This window comes from Enterococcus sp. 125944 (assembly GCF_051909435.1).
GTDB lineage: Bacteria > Bacillota > Bacilli > Lactobacillales > Enterococcaceae > Enterococcus_D > Enterococcus_D gallinarum.
This window is the reverse complement of sequence record NZ_JBQASY010000002.1, coordinates 132,630-147,737: the sequence shown is the minus strand read 5'-3', so window position 1 is coordinate 147,737 and position 15,108 is coordinate 132,630. Positions and strand designations below refer to the sequence as shown.

The following is a 15,108-nucleotide window of genomic DNA, read 5'->3' as shown; positions in this document are numbered from 1 at the left end:
ACTTTTTATTCTGCTAGTTTAACTTTACTTAAGATGTCAGTTTTTCTAACACCCAATGTCAGAAATAGCGCTGTTTTTTGCAAATATTGACCGAAAGACTTGTGTGTTTTTACAAAAATACCTATAATCTAAAAATACGTTAAAATCAAAAGGGGGAATTTTCTTGAAAAGAAAATATATGTTTTGTGCACTGTTTTCAGTGATTTTCTGCTTTTTCGCTTTTGCGAACAAGCCAGTCAGTGCAGCAGAAACAACGTATAAAATCGGAACAGACCTGACATTTGCTCCTTTCGAATTTCAAAACGAAAAAAATGAGTATGTAGGGATCGACATTGATCTGTTAAATGCTATTGCTGAAGATCAAGGCTTTGCTGTTGATTTGCGCCCATTAGGCTTTGATTCCTCGTTACAGGGCGTCCAATCCAATCAACTTGATGGGATGATCGCTGGGATGAGTATTACAGACGAACGGAAAGAAACCTTTGATTTTTCAGATCCTTACTTCGACAGTGGGATTCAGATGGCTGTCGCAAAAGACAACCAAGATATCAAAACTTACGCTGATTTGAAAGATAAAACAGTTGGCGCTAAAGTTGGTACCGAGAGTGCTCGTTTTCTAGAAACCAATCAAAAAAAATATGGCTACTCTATCAAAAACTATGATGATGCTAGCGGGCTTTATGGTGCCGTTCGCAATGGAACAGTTGTGGCCATCTTTGATGACTATCCAGTCTTAGGTTATGCGATTAGTAATGGTGAAGCTATGAAACTTGTGGGTGAGCCTGAAAAAGGGGCATCTTACGGGTTCGCAGTCAAAAAAGGCCAAAATCCTGAATTACTGGCTAAATTCAACGCTGGTCTAAAAGAGTTGAAATCCAGTGGTAAATACGACGAAATCATTGCTACTTATATTGCTTCATCAGAAAGCACTTCTGATGAAGCAAGTGAAGTGGTTAAAGTTGAACCGAAAAAAGACGTCTATCGAATCTCAAGTGACTCTGCATTCGCACCTTTTGAGTTTCAAAATGAAGACAATGAATATGTCGGAATCGATGTCGATCTCTTAACTAGAGCGGCGGAAATGCAAGGATTCAACATTGAGTTTAATTTCATTGGTTTCTCAGGAGCGCTACAAGCGTTAGATGGGAATCAAGCGGATGGTATGATTGCTGGGATGAGTATCAATGATGAACGCAAAAAAGCGTATGACTTCTCAGACTCCTATTTTGAAAGTGGTATTCAAATTGCGGTCAAAGAAGGAAACGATAGTATCAAGTCTTATGAAGATTTAGAAGGAAAAACAGTTGGTGCTAAAGTTGGTACCGAGAGTGCAGACTTCTTGATTGAAAATGAAGACAAATACGGCTATACCATTAAGTATTATGACGCAGCTGATCAACTTTATGCTGCAGTCAGTGGCGGTCAGATCGACGCCATGATGGATGATTACCCAGTCATTGGCTACGCCATCAGTCAAGGACAAAAACTAAGTACGCCGATTGAAAAAGAAGTGGGCGGACAATATGGGTTTGCCGTCAAAAAAGGGCAAAATCCTGAATTGATCCAAATGTTCAATGAAGCGTTAAAAGAAATGAAACGAACTGGCGAATACGATGAAATCGTCGGCCGTTATATCAAAGACGGTTCGGCTACAGAAAAGAAAGCCGATGAATCAACAGTCGCTGGTTTAATCAAAAACAATTACAAAGTTTTGCTAAAAGGTTTATGGAATACCCTGCTGCTTGCATTGATCTCCTTTGCTTTAGCGTTGATCATTGGGATCATCTTGGGACTCTTCAGCGTGTCCCCAATCCGAGCTTTGCGTATCTTCGCCGGTATCTATGTCGATATTATTCGCGGGATACCAATGATGGTGTTAGCTTTCTTCATTTTCTTTGGCCTTTCGGATGCAATTGGGATTACAATCCCCGACTTTGCTGCAGGAGTCATCACTTTGACACTGAACGCTAGTGCGTATATCGCAGAGATCGTTCGCGGAGGGATCAAGGCTGTTCCTGTAGGCCAAATGGAAGCTTCCCGCAGTTTGGGATTGACCTATACCCGAACCATGCAAAAAATCATTTTGCCGCAAGCCATCAAGATCATGATCCCATCTTTCGTCAATCAATTCGTTATCTCGCTGAAAGATACGACAATCATTTCGGTTATTGGTGTTGTGGAGCTGCTGCAAACTGGTAAGATCATTGTCGCAAGAACCACACAAAGTACCTATGTTTATCTAATCGTTGCTGTCATGTATCTAATTGTTATCACAGCCTTAACAAAACTTGCTAAAGTTTTAGAAAAGAAGGTGAAATAAATGAAGGAAAAAATTTTAGTCGAAAATCTTGTAAAAAAATATGGGGATAACACTGTTTTAAATGATATCAATGTCTCGATCCAAGAAGGCGAAGTCGTTTGTGTTATCGGTCCTTCTGGCTCAGGAAAATCTACTTTCCTGCGTTGCTTGAACCGTTTAGAAGAACCTACTAGTGGTGATATCATTATCGATGGTGCTCATCTAATGGATAAAAACACCAATATCAATGCCGTCCGTCAACACATTGGCATGGTTTTTCAACATTTCAATCTGTTTCCTCATCTTTCTGTACTAGAGAATATTATCTTAGCACCGATGGATTTAAAAAAGATGTCCCGTAATGAAGCTGAATCAAAAGCCATTCAATTGCTGGACACAGTGGGTTTGGCTGACAAAAAAGACATGTATCCAGACAATCTATCTGGTGGTCAAAAACAACGGGTAGCCATCGCCCGTGCATTAGCTATGAATCCTGATGTTATGCTGTTTGATGAACCTACATCTGCGTTAGACCCTGAAATGGTCGGCGATGTTTTGAATGTTATGAAAAAATTGGCAAAACAAGGCATGACGATGGTTATCGTTACCCATGAGATGGGTTTTGCTAAAGAAGTAGCCAATCGCGTCATGTTTATCGATGGCGGAAATTTCCTAGAAGACGGCACACCAGAACAAATTTTCACTAGTCCGAAAAACGAACGGACCAAAGACTTTTTAGACAAAGTCTTGAATATCTAAACAAAATCCGCAGAAAACTTGGCCGTTTTCTGCGGATTTTGTTATTCATCTGACATTTTAGTTTCTCGTTGCTGCTTTTTGTGCTGTGCTTCTAAAGCGATTCGTTTCTGCTTTTCACCAAAATAAACTTTTGTATCGATTGGATTGGCTTTGTTGAATCCCCCAGCACCAGTATCCATCATTTGCCCCCAGCCTTTCAGCGGATCTTTTCCTTGTTTCCTTAATTCAGCGTTCTTTTTACGCAATTCTTGTTTCTTCGCTTCTTTCTTTTGCTGCCGCTGCTCCTTTATTTCCTTAAAAAAACTCATCCCATACCCTCCTTTGATCAATAAAGAATTGTTCCAATGACTATTAATAACAAAACAACAACTGGATACATCAATTCTTTGATCCAGTGTTTTTCTTTCCAAGCAAGATACAGCAAACCGCCAATGATCAGCAATAAAATAGTCGGTTCAAACAATAAGCCAATCAAATTACCTGAATAGGTTCTGGTTGTTAGTTGATCACCCCCTGTGCTTAACCTAAAAGAACTGAAACGAAAAAGAATGAAACGACTGAAAACATAACAAGACAAAAACACCAATGAATACCCTTTTGCAAACCAACGGAATAGTTTGCTAAATGGAATTTTTTTCAACAATACTCATTCTCCTTCCGTGATTACATCTTGGACCATGATATCTGAGAGCTGCTGCAGCTGGACTCTCATGACAAGCGACCGATTCTCCGCTAACCATCGAGCTAATTCAGTGCAAGAGGCCGATACATGAACGGCACTTACTTTCACACCATTATCTTTGACATAATCTAGAATGTCGCCGAAATCATAGAAATTGATTTGATTGGTAAGATCATTGGTAAAATGGAGATTGTCAGGACTATCCCAGCCTAGATCCCCAAAAGTCGGATAATATTTTTCCAAAAAACCCAGTCCTTGCGTGACGCTTTCTGTTACTTGCCGATCATAATCATTTCCTGTTGTCTGACGAACCATTTCATCTGAATAACCAAAAATATTGCCTGAATGATAATCAATACTATAATGTTGAACAGACAAATCAGCCAGTTTTTCCCTTAGCTCACTAGGAATTTGAGGATTTTTTAAAGTAATAGAAATTTCAGCCTGCTTGTACTCGCCGAGTGAACGTAAATAGGCGAGAAAGGAGTCATAGGTCGAAACCGCATTGCCTGGCTCGTAAAGTGTTGCAGAGGGAGCAAATGCGGTCAGCGTATCGCTGGAAACAATTGTCTGAACTGCCTGATCAAAAATATAGCGATTTTCGACTGTGTACGCGACCGTCTTCTGATTTCCTAAACGAGAAATGACCGGATAAACGTCCTCTTTCCCCAAAAATACAAGCAGAGATTGCCGATTGATAGGATCGTAATGGAGGTTTCGCTGTCCCATCTCATACCAATAGTAGCGGTACTTCTCTAACGTATCATTCTTGAGCGGATCTTCCGAATATGGAGCATTCATCGCCGAAGGAATCGATTGATAATCCTCGCGGTCATTTCCGGTTGCACGATAATAGGCTAATGGTAAAAAGTAGCATAAAACAAGCACTACCATCCCCCAAAACAACACGCTATAGATCATTTGGAGTACCATGCTTTTCTTTGTACGATCCACTGACTTTTGTAATCGCTGGTACTGTTTTTTATCCATGTGACCACCTGCTTTTCACTTGTTTTCTCGCTTGAAAAACACGAGATTTCACTGTACTTAACGTTAGATTTAATATTTCTGCTATTTCTTGATAGCTATAGCCGCGAATCGCCAATATCAAAGGATGCCTTAATTTGTTAGGCAATTGATTCACATGACGGAGCGCTTCTTCTTTTTCAAGACTATCTTGGTCTTCGATAGGAATCTCCTGCATCAAAGTATCGACTTCTTCCGCTACCAAAAGATACCGCTTACGACGGTAAAAATCATATAGTGTAAACTTAGCAATCGTAAAGAGCCACCTCTCAAAGTCATCTGGCTTTGTCTTTGGCAAAGCCAAAAAAACTTTAACAAATACGTCTTGCGTTAAATCCTCTGCTTGATACTCATCCCCCACTCTTTTTTGAAAGTAGTGCTGAATTTTCTCGTAATAAATCTGATAAATCTCCTCCAACACTACCCCTCCTTACTTATATAGACGAGTGAACAACAAAAAAGTTGCAAAAAAATATTATAGTAAGAATAGTATATCACTGTTACTAACGTATTCAGAAGGTTCTTTCTACGTAACAAAACAAAAAAAGCTGTAAACCACGCTGAAATGTTTCGTGTGGCTTACAGCTTTTTAGAATGGATTTAAGCAAAGACGGTTGACCAGTTCTCCCGTTCGGCTAAAAACTCCCTTGCCAATTGTTGGGCGCCTTCTAAGGTATGGTTGGCTGCCCAGCCGCATTGGACTTCGTTACTAGCTGGAACTTCTGTCGCTTTCAACACATCTTCCATCGTTTTTTCTAACACAGTTAAAATTTCATCATAATCTTCATGATTTAAAACCGTTAGATAAAATCCTGTTTGACAGCCCATCGGAGACCAGTCAACAATGTAATCGGCATGATTACGAATCAATTCTGCGGTCAAGTGCTCTAATGAGTGGAGGCTAGCCATCTCCATATGTGCTTGATTCGGTTGTTTCAATCGAACATCATATTTGATAATCGTATCTTTTGTTCCTTGTTTTTTGTCAGCGACCCGTACATAAAGTGCTTTGACTTTCGTATGATCTAGATTAAAGCTTTCCACGTTCATTTTCATTCTTTTTCTCCTCTCGCTTCGACGAGCCAAACAAAAGCATTGATTTGTTTAAAGCGACTGGTAAAACCATTGGCTCGAAAATAGGTTTCAATATCTGGTATCAATGGGTAGTATTCTCGTTGCAGATCCGCTGCTAATCGTAAGTGATTGGCTTTGATTGCCTGTCTTAGGATGCTTTCTTTATGCTCAGGGGATAAAAACATCGTATCCCCTATAATGACTTTTCCGCCTTCAGAAAGCAGCGCTTTATATCTTTTGATCACTCGCTGTTTCTCTGTTTCATTCAAGTGATGAAAGACATAACTAGAAACGATCGTATCGATTGGAAAATTGATCTGTGGAAATTGTTCCATATCTCCATCAATAAAAGTTACCTGTGACAACTCCGGCTTTGCCTCAGCTACTTGACGCATCGCAGCCGATGGCTCGATCGCGAACACTGTTTTCTTTCTGCGAATCAACTCCAACGTCAAATTTCCCGTACCACTACCAAATTCTATCACAGAATCTCCTGCTTTTTCAGCAATATTTGCTAACAATTCTGGATAATGAAGAAAAACCTCCCGATATTCTTCATCCTTCCCTTTGACGGTCTCGTCATATTGCTTGGCCCACTCAGAAAAAATCGGAATGAATTCACGCCCCATCTTCCAGCACCCTTTCTAATCCTTGCTTTAAGTCCGTCCATAAATCGGCAGCGTCTTCAATACCAATAGACAAACGGATCAAGCCATCTTTGATTCCCGCTTTTTCTCTGATTGAAGGTGGAATTGAAGCATGCGTCATGACCGCAGGAACTTCAACTAAACTTTCAACGCCACCTAAACTTTCAGCTAGTGTAAAAATAGTTAGCGATTCAACAAACGCAGCTACTCGGTTTTCGGCTTTTAATTCAAATGAAATCATCCCGCTAAAACCAGACATTTGTTTTTTGGCGATCTCATGTCCTTTATGGCTTGATAACCCCGGATAATAAACTCTAGCTACAGCTGCATGTTCTTGAAGCAATGTGGCGATTTTTAGTGCATTGGCTTGATGGGCTTCCATCCTCAAAGCCAATGTTTTGATGCTCCGCTGAACTAGCCAGCTGTCATGAGGCCCTAACACACCACCTATAGCATTTTGCAGAAAACCAATTTGCTCAGCTAGTTCCGCTTGATTGGTTACGACCAACCCAGCAACGACATCACTATGGCCCCCCAGATATTTCGTTGCACTATGAATGACAATATCGGCACCTAATACCAGTGGACGCTGAAAATAAGGTGTCGCAAATGTGTTATCAACGATGGTCAAGAGATCCTTTTTCTTAGCAATCGTGGCAACTTGTTGAATATCTGTGATTTTCAACAAAGGATTAGTAGGCGTCTCCAGAAAGATTCCTCTTGTTTCTGGCCGAATCGCTGCGGCAATCCGCTGAATCGCTTGGGGGTCATCAGTCTTGACCAATGTATACGTCAATCCATTTTTTTTGAAGATTTTCTGAAGCAGTCGAAAGGTGCCTCCATAGACATCATCTCCCAACAAAATATGGTCTCCGGACTGAAATAAAGAAAAAATAGTATGGGTTGCTGCTAAACCTGAAGCAAAAGCAAACCCACGTATGCCTTCTTCTAGTTCAGCAATCAGTTCTTCTAATGCAAACCGTGTAGGATTGCCCGAACGAGAGTACTCATATTGTTTTGGCTGTCCCACAGCTACTTGCTTGTAGGTAGACGTTTGATAGATAGGTACACTGACAGCCCCCGTTTCTTGATCTTGACTGATCCCAGCATGAATCAATTTTGTGCGAAATTCCATGTTTATGCCTCCTCTAGTTGACCATAAATATTTTTTGACAAGTAGCGATCTCCACTGTCAGGAAAGATAGTGACGATCGTGCTTCCCTTTGGCAGTCGCTTGCTTTCTCGGATAGCGGCTGCAAATGCTGCACCGCTGGAACTGCCTACCAATAGACCATGACGGGCTGCCAGCAACCGGGTATAATAAAATCCCTCTGGATCACTGATAGTCTCAATGCTGTCTGGCATAAGACTCTTAAAAAAGATCGGCCTCTCTTCAACGCCTATCCCCTCGATCGCATGTTCATGAGCAGGCCCGCCATTCAAGATCGATCCCTCTGGTTCCACAGCAATCAAACGTATAGTAGAATCTATCGACTTTAAATACGCGCCTGTCCCGGCGAAAGTCCCGCCACTCCCCACTCCTGCTACAAAACTGTCAATTCTCTCAGGAATTTCTTGAACGATTTCCGGACCTAGTGTTCGATAATAGGCAGCCGGATTTTGTTCATTTTCAAACTGTAGCGGCAAAAAAGAGTTTGGCAATTGGTCAGCAAGAAATTTGGCTTTCCTGATTGCCCCTTGCATGCCTTCTTGACTAGGCGAGTGAATGATTCGTGCTCCTAAGGCTTTGATTAGTTGTTGCTTTTCTTGACTGAATGTCTCTGGAATCACAAAAAGCATGTCTAATCCATATGCCAAACCGGCTAAAGCTAAGCCAATCCCAGTATTGCCAGCGGTGGGTTCAATCACGGTTGTGTCTTTCGTTATTCTTCCAGCAGCAACTGCTTCTGAGATCAAATAACTGCCTAATCGGTCTTTGATACTACCTCCAGGGTTTAAGTATTCTAATTTCGCATAGATCCGGCTTTGGCTTTCTCCGCCGTAGTCAGTGGCTAAAAACTGAAAAATCGGTGTCTTACCAATTAATTCTTTAATATCTGATACGATCATGGGCAACCTTCTTTTCAATGAAATTTTTGTTGTCAGTCCACTAAAGTGCTGCAGCAAATCAGAGGCACTGCGTTTTAAAATTGGTCATTCCTAGGTGATCACCTGCTTAAAAAGGCATGATCTGTCTTTGTTTACAGATCTTTGCAAGGTAAATCAAGGCAAACAAAAAGAGGCACTGACTATTCAATCAGTACCTCTTAGAGAATGACTCTAGGACTCTTTCCCAACGAAAGAGACTCTTAGAGTGATTTATCCAGATGAGGGAACGATTAATAGGCATGACAAATCAGTATGCTGCTTTTTAGCACCATACAACAACAACATACCAATGCAAAGTTGTTGTTTGTCATGTCTACGTCCCCTCCTTTTTAAGCTTGTAAACAAAATAGCATGGGAAAAAATAGAAGTCAATCTTTTTTTCTTTGTGAAAAATTTTTGGTGACATATGCATCGACAGCCTGAAATGCATTTGCTACCTCTTCTGCTGTGATCTTAAAGGGCATTCGATGGATCGTTTCATTAGGGATAGTGGCTTGAATACCGATTGCTAGTAATTCCTGATCGCTAAGTGATTCCATCTGCATTTCTGCTAACGTTGTTGGTAACCCCAGAGCTTGATATAAAACAATATAACGTTCCAACTCGTTTGTATCTTGTTCCAACAGCAATTGCATCAACGTCGTATAGGCAATTTTTTCTCCGTGAGAAAGTTGGTGGAACTTCCCAGTAACGGCTGTCAACCCATTATGGATCGCATGAGCTGCTGCTAGTCCTCCACTTTCAAATCCTAGTCCGCTCAAAAGCGTATTCGCCTCCACTACTTGATCGAAAGCGGTTGTTACCTGTTGCTGCTGATTGGCTTTATAGGCAGCGACCCCATCGGCAAACAGCACTGCTTCACATTTCTCAGCAATTGCCAGAGCTGCTAAAGTCGGCCGGCCTCCTACGAGATTCTGAGCGCCGCTTTTAGCTACTGCTCTGGCTTCAACATACGTCGCCAATCCATCGGCGATGCCGAAAGTTAATAATTTTGCAGGTGCCTTGGCTAACAGAGTTGTATCAACCAAGACCAGTTCTGGATTCTTCGGATAATAACCATATTGTTCAAACTTCCCTTCTTCCGAATAAAGAACCGAGATGGAGGAGGTAGGGGCATCTGTTGAGGCAACTGTTGGTACGACAGCAACCGCTCGCTTCAATTGATGGGCCACTGCTTTACCGGTATCGATCACCTTTCCGCCACCAAGAGCAACAACTGCTGCCGCTTCTGCTCTTTCTGCTTCTTTTGCAATACGTCTGATTTCTGCATTGGAGGATTCACCGCTGAAATTTGCTAAGGTTACTTCGATTCCTAGATGGGCTAAATCGCTTGCCAGTTCTTCGCCAGCAATCCTCCAAACAAATGGATCGGTTATTAGTAATAATTTATCTCCTAATGAGCTAATATAGTGCAAGCCTTTTTTTAATACGTTTTCTCCTTGAATGTAGCGTTGCGGACTAACAAATATTTTTTCCATGAACTCTCCTACTTTCAGTTTTTTATACCAATTCCCGACTTTGTTAAAAATTTCACAAAAACTAGTAAAAGCGCAGCCTGAAAAAGTGGTTTTCTTCAGGCTCCGCTTATTATTTTTTCTTACCACCAAAAGCATCTTTCATTTTATCAAAAAATCCTTCGGGTTGTTGCTCGTTGGTTACATGGCCGCTTGCTTTTGCATAAGCCCGTAACGCTTCTTTTTGTTCTTCATTCAAATTCTTTGGTGTGATCAACTTAACTTTGACTTGTTGGTCACCATTGCCATTGCCACGTAATTTTGGTGCACCTTTGCCTCTTAGACGGAAATTCGTGCCCGTCTGGGTACCAGCAGGAATCTTCAATTTGACATTTCCGTGAACAGTCGGAACATTGACCTCGTCACCTAAAGCTGCTTGAACAAAGTTCAATGGTAATTCGTAATAAATTTCGGATCCATCACGATCGAAGATATCACTTTCCTCAACACGGAAAACGACATACAGGTCTCCATAAGGTCCGCCATTGCTGCCAGCTTCTCCTTGACCGGATAGGCGCATTTGTTGGCCATCTTCCACGCCAGCAGGTACATTGACTTTGACGCTATGTTTTTTCTTTTCGTGTCCTGTGCCATGACAAGTCGTACAAGGTTCTTTGATTTCTTTCCCTGTACCATGACATACATCACAGGTTTGACGACTCATGACACGACCAAGAGGTGTTTGACGTTCCACATTGATCGTACCTGAGCCATGACATTTATGACAGGTCTCAGGTTGTGTTCCTGGTTTTGCGCCATTACCGCCACAAGTATGACAGGTTTCTTCGCGGTTATACTGAATATTTTTTTCCACACCAAAAATCGCTTCTTCGAAAGAAAGATCCACAGCATATTGCAAATCAGCTCCTTGTCGCGGAGCATTTGGATTTGCCGTTCTGCCACCGCCGCCAAAGAATGATTCAAAGATGTCTTCAAATCCACCAAAGCCGCCACCGGAGAATCCCCCGCCGTTAAAGCCGCCAAAGCCGCCGCCATAACCACCACCGTAGTTCGGATCAGTTCCCGCGTGACCATATTGATCGTAAGCAGCTCGTTTTTGAGGATCGCTCAGTATTTCATATGCTTCAGAAATTTCTTTGAATTTTGCTTCTGCATCAGGTTCTTTATTGATGTCTGGATGATACTTTTTGGAAAGCTTCCGATATGCTTTTTTTATTTCGTCATCCGAAGCCCCTTTTTGTAGACCTAAGACCTCATAATAATCTCTTTTGTCTGCCATTGGCTTCCCTCCACTATTTTCTTGCGTCCCTCGTATTTTAGCATATAATTTGCTTCAGAAAAATACGTTTCAGAAATTCATAAGAAAAAGCCAAAGTGGTGACTTTGGCTTTTTCACAAACAGCGATTATTTATCGTCGCCGTCTACTTCTTCAAAATCGGCGTCTACCACATCGTCTGCGCCGCCTTGTGCAGCTTCTGGATTTTCTTGTGCTTGTTGTTGTGCAGCTTGCTCATACAACTTCACTGTCAAGTTTTGTACGATTTCATTCAATGCATCGCGTTTTGTTTTCATTTCTTCGATATTGTTTGCATCGACAGCAGCTTTCAACTCATCACGAGCTTCTTCCGCTTTCTTCACTTCATCGGCATCTACCTTGCCTTCAAGCTCTTTCAATGTTTTGTCAACAGTGAATAGTAATGCGTCGACATCATTACGCAAATCAACTTCTTCTTTACGTTGTTTGTCTGCTTCCGCATTTGCTTCCGCATCTTTAACCATCCGTTCAATTTCTTCATCGGTTAGACCTGAAGAAGATTTGATCGTGATTTTTTGTTCTTTTTGTGTTCCTAAATCTTTTGCAGATACATTTACGATACCATTTTTATCAATATCAAATGTTACTTCGATTTGTGGAATTCCTCGAGGTGCTGGTGGAATTTCCGTTAATTGGAATCTTCCTAATGTCTTGTTGTCAGCAGCCATTGGACGTTCGCCTTGTAGGACATGGATGTCTACAGCAGGTTGATTGTCTGCAGCTGTTGAGAAGACTTGTGATTTGCTTGTTGGGATCGTCGTATTGCGATCGATCAACTTCGTAAAGACGCCGCCCATTGTTTCGATACCCAATGATAATGGTGTGACATCAAGTAAAACGACATCTTTCACATCACCAGTGATCACGCCACCTTGAATCGCAGCACCCATTGCTACTACTTCATCTGGGTTCACTGATTTGTTTGGTTCTTTATTGGTTTCTTTGCGAACTGCTTCGACGACTGCAGGAATCCGAGTTGATCCACCGACTAAGATCACTTCATCGATTTCAGATTGTGAAAGACCAGCATCTTTTAGCGCTTGACGTACAGGAACTTTTGTCCGTTCGACTAAATCAGCGGTTAATTCATCAAATTTTGCCCGTGTCAATGTCATTTCTAAGTGCAATGGACCAGCATCGCCAGCTGTAATAAATGGCAAGCTGATTTGTGTACTTGTCACACCTGAAAGGTCTTTTTTCGCTTTTTCAGCAGCATCTTTCAGACGTTGCAATGCCATTTTGTCTTTACCTAAATCAATGCCATTTTCTTTTTTGAATTCTGCAACCATGTGATCGATGATCTTGTTATCAAAGTCATCTCCACCTAGATTGTTGTCCCCAGCAGTAGACAACACATCGAATACGCCATCCCCTAATTCAAGGATCGATACGTCAAATGTACCTCCACCAAGGTCGAAGACTAAGATTTTTTCGTCTTTGTCTGTTTTGTCTAATCCATAAGCTAAAGCTGCTGCTGTTGGTTCGTTGACGATTCGTTCTACTTCTAATCCGGCAATTTTACCAGCATCTTTTGTTGCTTGACGTTGTGCATCATTGAAGTAAGCAGGAACAGTGATAACTGCTTTGTCTACTTTTTCTCCTAGATAATCTTCAGCAAATCCTTTGATATATTGTAGGACCATTGCAGAGATTTCTTGAGGAGTGTATGATTTCCCTTCAACTTCTACTTTATAGCCAGCTTCACCCATATGACGTTTGATTGATGAAATCGTGTTAGGGTTCGTAACTGCTTGACGTTTAGCGACTTCCCCTACTTGGATCTCGCCGTTTTTAAATGAAACAACAGATGGTGTTGTACGATTTCCTTCTGGATTGGTGATGATTTTTGCTTCGCCGCCTTCTAGGACAGCAACAGCTGAATTAGTTGTACCTAAGTCAATACCGATAATTTTACTCATAAGTAATACGCTCCTTTTCATTCATCGTTCTTTTTATTTATTGTGCTACGATAACCATACTTGCACGCAAGACACGATCATGCAGCTTATAGCCCTTTTGCAATACTGTGACGATCGTATCCGCAGGCACATCTTCTGTCGCAGGTACGGTCTGTACCGCTTGATGAAGATTGGGATCGAAAGTTTCTCCTTCAGCAGGAATTTCTTCGATTCCTTCTTCTTTCAACGCTTGACGCAAACTTTCCAACACCATTTCGACACCTTTTTTCAAGTTAGCCGCTTGGTCTTCTTCCACATTTGCTGCCATAGCGCGTTCCAAATTATCGATCGCTGGCAATAATTTTTTGCCCAAATCTTGCGAACGGTATTTTTGCAACAATTCACGTTCATTACGATTTCTTGCTGTAATATTAGCGATTTCGGCCCGTGCGCGCAGAAATTGGTCTTCTAGTTCATTGTTTTTTTCTTTTAAACTGTCGATCTCGCTTTTTTCTACTTCTGCTTCTGATAGACCAGCTGCATCGATTTCTTCTTCTGACGGTTCTGTCAGAGGCTCTTCAGTTGTCTCAAGATCTTTTTCTACCTGTTCTTCTTTTTCTGACACTTGCTACCATCCCTTCTATAATTCACTTATTTGATCATTCACTGTTTGCATCTAGTGTGCGATAGTAATCAGCCAATGTCATTGCTAATTCTCGACGAAAGGCATCCATCAGTCCAAACATTCGCGAATAAGGCATACTAGAAGGACCTAATAAAGCAATCGTCCCTTGGCCATGACCTTCAATGTCATAGTTTGCTTGAATCAAACTCATATTTTGGAGTAATTCATTCCCTAGTTCCTGACCAATGCGGATCTGAATCGTGGAGTCTCTCGGTGCCAATAATTGTGTGAGTTCCTCTGCATTTTTCATGAAAGAGTACATCGACTTAAACTGACGAACATCTTGACTTGGTTCAAAATCTAATAAATTCATCCGTCCGCCGACGTAAATTTTCTCTTCAAAGAGATGACTCAACATATCATCGAATAAATCAATGATTCCTTCTGTTGTTTGAAAATACTTGTGCAAAATCATCGGAATCTCTGTTCGCAATCGATGATAGACCGTCATGAGCGGTTCACCCACTAATTTTTCATTGATAATCCGAACCATCTTTTCTAAGTCGCTGCTATCCATCGATGAAGGTAATGAAAAAATCTGATTTTCAACATTGCCTTTATCCGTAACAATGATAGCAATAATTTGTCGGGCATTCAAAGGTACGATCCGAAAGCCAGTTAATTTCCGTTCTTTGACATCCGGTCCTAACGATAATGCGGTATAGCTCGTAAGGTTGGATAGGATCGTAGCAGATTGCTGAATGATTTCATTGATTTCATGAAATTCTTTCCCCAAGGAATGGCGAATTGCTTTGATCTCATTTTGATTGACTTTTGATGGTCTTAATAAGTGATCAACGTAATAGCGGTAGCCGGCCATTGAAGGAACACGTCCAGAAGAGGAATGTGTCTTCAATAAGAGACCCGCTTCTTCTAAGGCCTTCATCTCATTGCGGATGGTAGCCGAACTTGCTTCAACCCCATCCTCCATCAATCGTTTGGAGCCCGTAGGCTGACCAGTATCCGTATAATTTTGGATGATGAGGTGTAAAATAGTTTGTTGTCGTTGTGTCAACATCTTATCCACTCCTCCGTTAGCACTCTTTCACATTAAGTGCTAACACGATTATTAATATACCATATTTCCTACGAATGTCAAGAATTTGACACAGATTTTTAGCACTCTTATAGAGAGAGT

Annotated in this window: 15 protein-coding genes; 2 read left to right on the top strand and 13 right to left on the bottom strand. The window is 41.3% G+C overall.

Features of this window, described 5'->3' with window-relative positions; all coding sequences use genetic code 11:
- The first annotated feature begins 163 nt into the window (after positions 1-163).
- On the top strand, positions 164-2,320 hold the full coding sequence (locus ACTFWY_RS03305; RefSeq protein ID WP_311810612.1) for an amino acid ABC transporter substrate-binding protein/permease: 2,157 nt from the start codon (positions 164-166) through the stop codon (positions 2,318-2,320).
- Complete coding sequence (locus ACTFWY_RS03300) at positions 2,321-3,058, top strand: amino acid ABC transporter ATP-binding protein (RefSeq protein ID WP_003126409.1); 738 nt, start codon at positions 2,321-2,323, stop codon at positions 3,056-3,058.
- Positions 3,059-3,099: 41 nt separating this feature from the next.
- On the opposite strand, the gene ACTFWY_RS03295 is transcribed toward ACTFWY_RS03300, so the two are convergent.
- The 13 genes from ACTFWY_RS03295 to hrcA form a co-directional block, all read right to left on the bottom strand.
- Complete coding sequence (locus tag ACTFWY_RS03295) at positions 3,100-3,366, bottom strand: hypothetical protein (RefSeq protein ID WP_081132010.1); 267 nt, start codon at positions 3,364-3,366, stop codon at positions 3,100-3,102.
- Positions 3,367-3,383: 17 nt separating this feature from the next.
- Positions 3,384-3,701 (bottom strand): hypothetical protein, encoded by a 318-nt coding sequence (locus ACTFWY_RS03290; protein WP_311810611.1) that lies wholly within the window; start codon positions 3,699-3,701, stop codon positions 3,384-3,386.
- Positions 3,702-3,704: 3 nt separating this feature from the next.
- Positions 3,705-4,730: a hypothetical protein gene (locus ACTFWY_RS03285; RefSeq protein ID WP_156247449.1), complete on the bottom strand. Its 1,026-nt coding sequence runs from the start codon at positions 4,728-4,730 to the stop codon at positions 3,705-3,707.
- Complete coding sequence (locus ACTFWY_RS03280) at positions 4,723-5,187, bottom strand: RNA polymerase sigma factor (protein WP_003126405.1); 465 nt, start codon at positions 5,185-5,187, stop codon at positions 4,723-4,725. The genes ACTFWY_RS03285 and ACTFWY_RS03280 overlap by 8 nt, the downstream gene beginning before the upstream one ends.
- Before the next feature lie 179 nt (positions 5,188-5,366).
- Positions 5,367-5,822, bottom strand: a complete 456-nt coding sequence (locus tag ACTFWY_RS03275; RefSeq protein ID WP_439926527.1) for an S-ribosylhomocysteine lyase — start codon at positions 5,820-5,822, stop codon at positions 5,367-5,369.
- Positions 5,819-6,469 (bottom strand): class I SAM-dependent methyltransferase, encoded by a 651-nt coding sequence (locus tag ACTFWY_RS03270; protein WP_003126403.1) that lies wholly within the window; start codon positions 6,467-6,469, stop codon positions 5,819-5,821. Before ACTFWY_RS03270 ends, ACTFWY_RS03275 begins: the two co-directional genes overlap by 4 nt.
- Positions 6,459-7,622 (bottom strand): cystathionine gamma-synthase, encoded by a 1,164-nt coding sequence (locus ACTFWY_RS03265; protein WP_311810610.1) that lies wholly within the window; start codon positions 7,620-7,622, stop codon positions 6,459-6,461. Before ACTFWY_RS03265 ends, ACTFWY_RS03270 begins: the two co-directional genes overlap by 11 nt.
- Positions 7,623-7,624: 2 nt before the next feature.
- Positions 7,625-8,557, bottom strand: a complete 933-nt coding sequence (locus ACTFWY_RS03260; RefSeq protein WP_096711058.1) for a PLP-dependent cysteine synthase family protein — start codon at positions 8,555-8,557, stop codon at positions 7,625-7,627.
- A 407-nt stretch (positions 8,558-8,964) separates the two neighbouring features.
- Positions 8,965-10,074: a glycerol dehydrogenase gene (locus ACTFWY_RS03255; RefSeq protein WP_308052601.1), complete on the bottom strand. Its 1,110-nt coding sequence runs from the start codon at positions 10,072-10,074 to the stop codon at positions 8,965-8,967.
- 109 nt (positions 10,075-10,183) lie between these two features.
- Entirely contained in the window at positions 10,184-11,350 is a 1,167-nt protein-coding gene (dnaJ, locus tag ACTFWY_RS03250; RefSeq protein WP_060813350.1) for a molecular chaperone DnaJ, read from the bottom strand.
- A 126-nt stretch (positions 11,351-11,476) separates the two neighbouring features.
- Positions 11,477-13,306, bottom strand: coding sequence for a molecular chaperone DnaK (gene dnaK, locus ACTFWY_RS03245; protein ID WP_003126397.1), 1,830 nt, complete (start codon positions 13,304-13,306; stop codon positions 11,477-11,479).
- A gap of 37 nt (positions 13,307-13,343) precedes the next feature.
- On the bottom strand, positions 13,344-13,910 hold the full coding sequence (grpE, locus tag ACTFWY_RS03240; protein WP_003126396.1) for a nucleotide exchange factor GrpE: 567 nt from the start codon (positions 13,908-13,910) through the stop codon (positions 13,344-13,346).
- 34 nt (positions 13,911-13,944) lie between these two features.
- Positions 13,945-14,988 carry a heat-inducible transcriptional repressor HrcA gene (gene hrcA / locus ACTFWY_RS03235; protein ID WP_311810609.1) on the bottom strand — a complete coding sequence of 348 codons (1,044 nt, stop codon included), beginning with the start codon at positions 14,986-14,988 and terminating at the stop codon, positions 13,945-13,947.
- Between the last annotated feature and the right edge of the window lie 120 nt (positions 14,989-15,108).

Excerpts from the sequence above, each read along its gene's own strand:
- ACTFWY_RS03265 (WP_311810610.1), bottom strand. The coding sequence starts at position 7,622 with ATGGAATTTCGCACAAAATTGATTCATGCTGGGATCAGTCAAGATCAA.
- ACTFWY_RS03295 (WP_081132010.1), bottom strand. The coding sequence starts at position 3,366 with ATGAGTTTTTTTAAGGAAATAAAGGAGCAGCGGCAGCAAAAGAAAGAA.
- dnaJ (WP_060813350.1), bottom strand. The coding sequence starts at position 11,350 with ATGGCAGACAAAAGAGATTATTATGAGGTCTTAGGTCTACAAAAAGGG.
- ACTFWY_RS03285 (WP_156247449.1), bottom strand. The coding sequence starts at position 4,730 with ATGGATAAAAAACAGTACCAGCGATTACAAAAGTCAGTGGATCGTACA.
- ACTFWY_RS03260 (WP_096711058.1), bottom strand. The coding sequence starts at position 8,557 with ATGATCGTATCAGATATTAAAGAATTAATTGGTAAGACACCGATTTTT.
- ACTFWY_RS03300 (WP_003126409.1), top strand. The coding sequence starts at position 2,321 with ATGAAGGAAAAAATTTTAGTCGAAAATCTTGTAAAAAAATATGGGGAT.
- ACTFWY_RS03275 (WP_439926527.1), bottom strand. The coding sequence starts at position 5,822 with ATGAAAATGAACGTGGAAAGCTTTAATCTAGATCATACGAAAGTCAAA.
- dnaK (WP_003126397.1), bottom strand. The coding sequence starts at position 13,306 with ATGAGTAAAATTATCGGTATTGACTTAGGTACAACTAATTCAGCTGTT.
- ACTFWY_RS03270 (WP_003126403.1), bottom strand. The coding sequence starts at position 6,469 with ATGGGGCGTGAATTCATTCCGATTTTTTCTGAGTGGGCCAAGCAATAT.
- hrcA (WP_311810609.1), bottom strand. The coding sequence starts at position 14,988 with ATGTTGACACAACGACAACAAACTATTTTACACCTCATCATCCAAAAT.
- ACTFWY_RS03255 (WP_308052601.1), bottom strand. The coding sequence starts at position 10,074 with ATGGAAAAAATATTTGTTAGTCCGCAACGCTACATTCAAGGAGAAAAC.